Annotated in this window: 2 protein-coding genes; both read left to right on the top strand. The window is 63.8% G+C overall.

Going from position 1 to position 1,672, the window contains the following annotated elements:
- A partial coding sequence (locus AC1DYS_RS32195; RefSeq protein ID WP_477906164.1) for a TRAP transporter small permease occupies positions 1–441 on the top strand: 441 nt, incomplete at its 5' end.
- Positions 432–1,672 (top strand): TRAP transporter large permease (locus tag AC1DYS_RS32190; RefSeq protein ID WP_477906162.1); only part of this gene is annotated, 1,241 nt, incomplete at its 3' end. The genes AC1DYS_RS32195 and AC1DYS_RS32190, both read left to right, overlap by 10 nt.

Raw genomic sequence — 1,672 nt, 5'->3', positions numbered from 1 at the left:
GGCGTGGCCGGCCTGGTGCTGCTGCTGCTGGCGGTGCTGTGGCAGGTGTTCGGCCGCTACGTGCTGAACAACACCCCCACCTGGGCCGAGAGCCTGGCCTTGCTGCTGGTGCTGTACGTCACCATGCTCGGCTGCGCGGTCGGCGTGCGCGATGCCGGCCACATCGGCATGGAGCTGCTCGGGCCGCTGTTGCCTGAGCGCTTCGTGCTGCCCATCGCCATCCTCATCCACCTGCTCACGCTGGTGTTCGGTGCGCTGATGGCCTGGCAGTGCTCGCTGATGCTCGAGTCGGTGAGCGGCTACAAGATCCCCACGCTGGGGGTCTCCGAATCCTTCCGCTACGTGCCGCTGATCGCAGCCGGCGCGTTGATCGTTCTGTTCTCCATTGAGCACATCGTTGCGCTGCTCAAAGGCATTGAGGTGGAGAAGGCATGGCACTGACCATTCTGTGCGTCACCTTCTTCGGCCTGCTGATCCTGGGCGTGCCGGTGGCGTTCTCCATTGGCCTGTCGGCGCTGGCGACGATCCTGTACGAAGGCCTGCCGATGGCGGTGATCTTCCAGCAGATGACCTCGGGCATGAACGCGTTCTCGTTCCTGGCCATTCCGTTCTTCATCTTCGCCGGCGAGCTGATGCTCTATGGCGGCATTGCCGACAAGATCGTGGACTTCGCCAAGAGCCTGGTGGGCCATGTGCGCGGTGGCCTGGGCATGAGCAATGTGGTGGCCTGCACGCTGTTCGGCGGGGTCTCGGGCTCGCCGGTAGCGGACGTGTCGGCGATGGGCGCGGTGATGATCCCGATGATGAAGCGCGAGGGCTATGACGCGGACTACGCGGTCAATGTGACGACGCATGCGGCGCTGGTGGGGGCGCTGATGCCGACGAGCCACAACATGATCATCTACACGCTGGCGGCGGGCGGCAAGGTGTCGATCGCGAAGCTGATCGTGGCGGGCTTGATGCCGGCGCTGTTGTTGACGGTGTGCAACCTGGCTGCCGCTTACTTGGTGGCGGTGAAGCGGGGTTACCCAGCGGGCACGTTCCCGGGCTGGTCGATCGTGGCGCGCAGCTTTGCGGCGTCGATCCCGGGGATGTTCGTGGTGGTGCTGATCCTGGGCGGGATCTTGTCGGGGGTGTTCACGGCGACGGAGTCGGCGGCGGTGGCGGTGCTGTATGCGCTGGTGCTGTGTGCGGTGGTGTACCGCTCGCTGAAGTGGGAGCAGTTCCTGAAGGCAGCGAGCAAGGCGGTCAAAACCACCGGGGTGGTGCTGTTGCTGATCGGGATCTCGGCGGCCTTCGGCTACATCATCAGTCTGTATGAGGTGCCGGACCTGACGGGCAAGGCGTTGTCGGCGATGACGAGCACGCCGTGGGTGATCTTCCTGATGGTGAACATCATCTTGTTCATCCTGGGCACGTTCCTGGACATGGCGGCGACGATCCTGGTGTGCACGCCGATCTTCTTGCCGATCTGCCAGAAGTACGGCATGGGGGAGATCCAGTTCGGCATGGTGATGTTGATCAATTGCGCGCTGGGGCTGAACACGCCTCCGGTCGGTACGACGCAGTTCGTGGGCTGTGCCATCGGTGGGGTCTCGGTGAGCACGGTGATGCGGACCATCTGGCCGTTCTATGGCGCTCTCATCTTCGCTCTCATGCTCGTCACCTATGT

The sequence above is a fragment of the Rhizobacter sp. P2_G4 genome (genome assembly GCF_056403575.1).
Note: the sequence above shows the minus strand (reverse complement) of the source record. Positions and strands in the feature narration are given on the sequence as shown.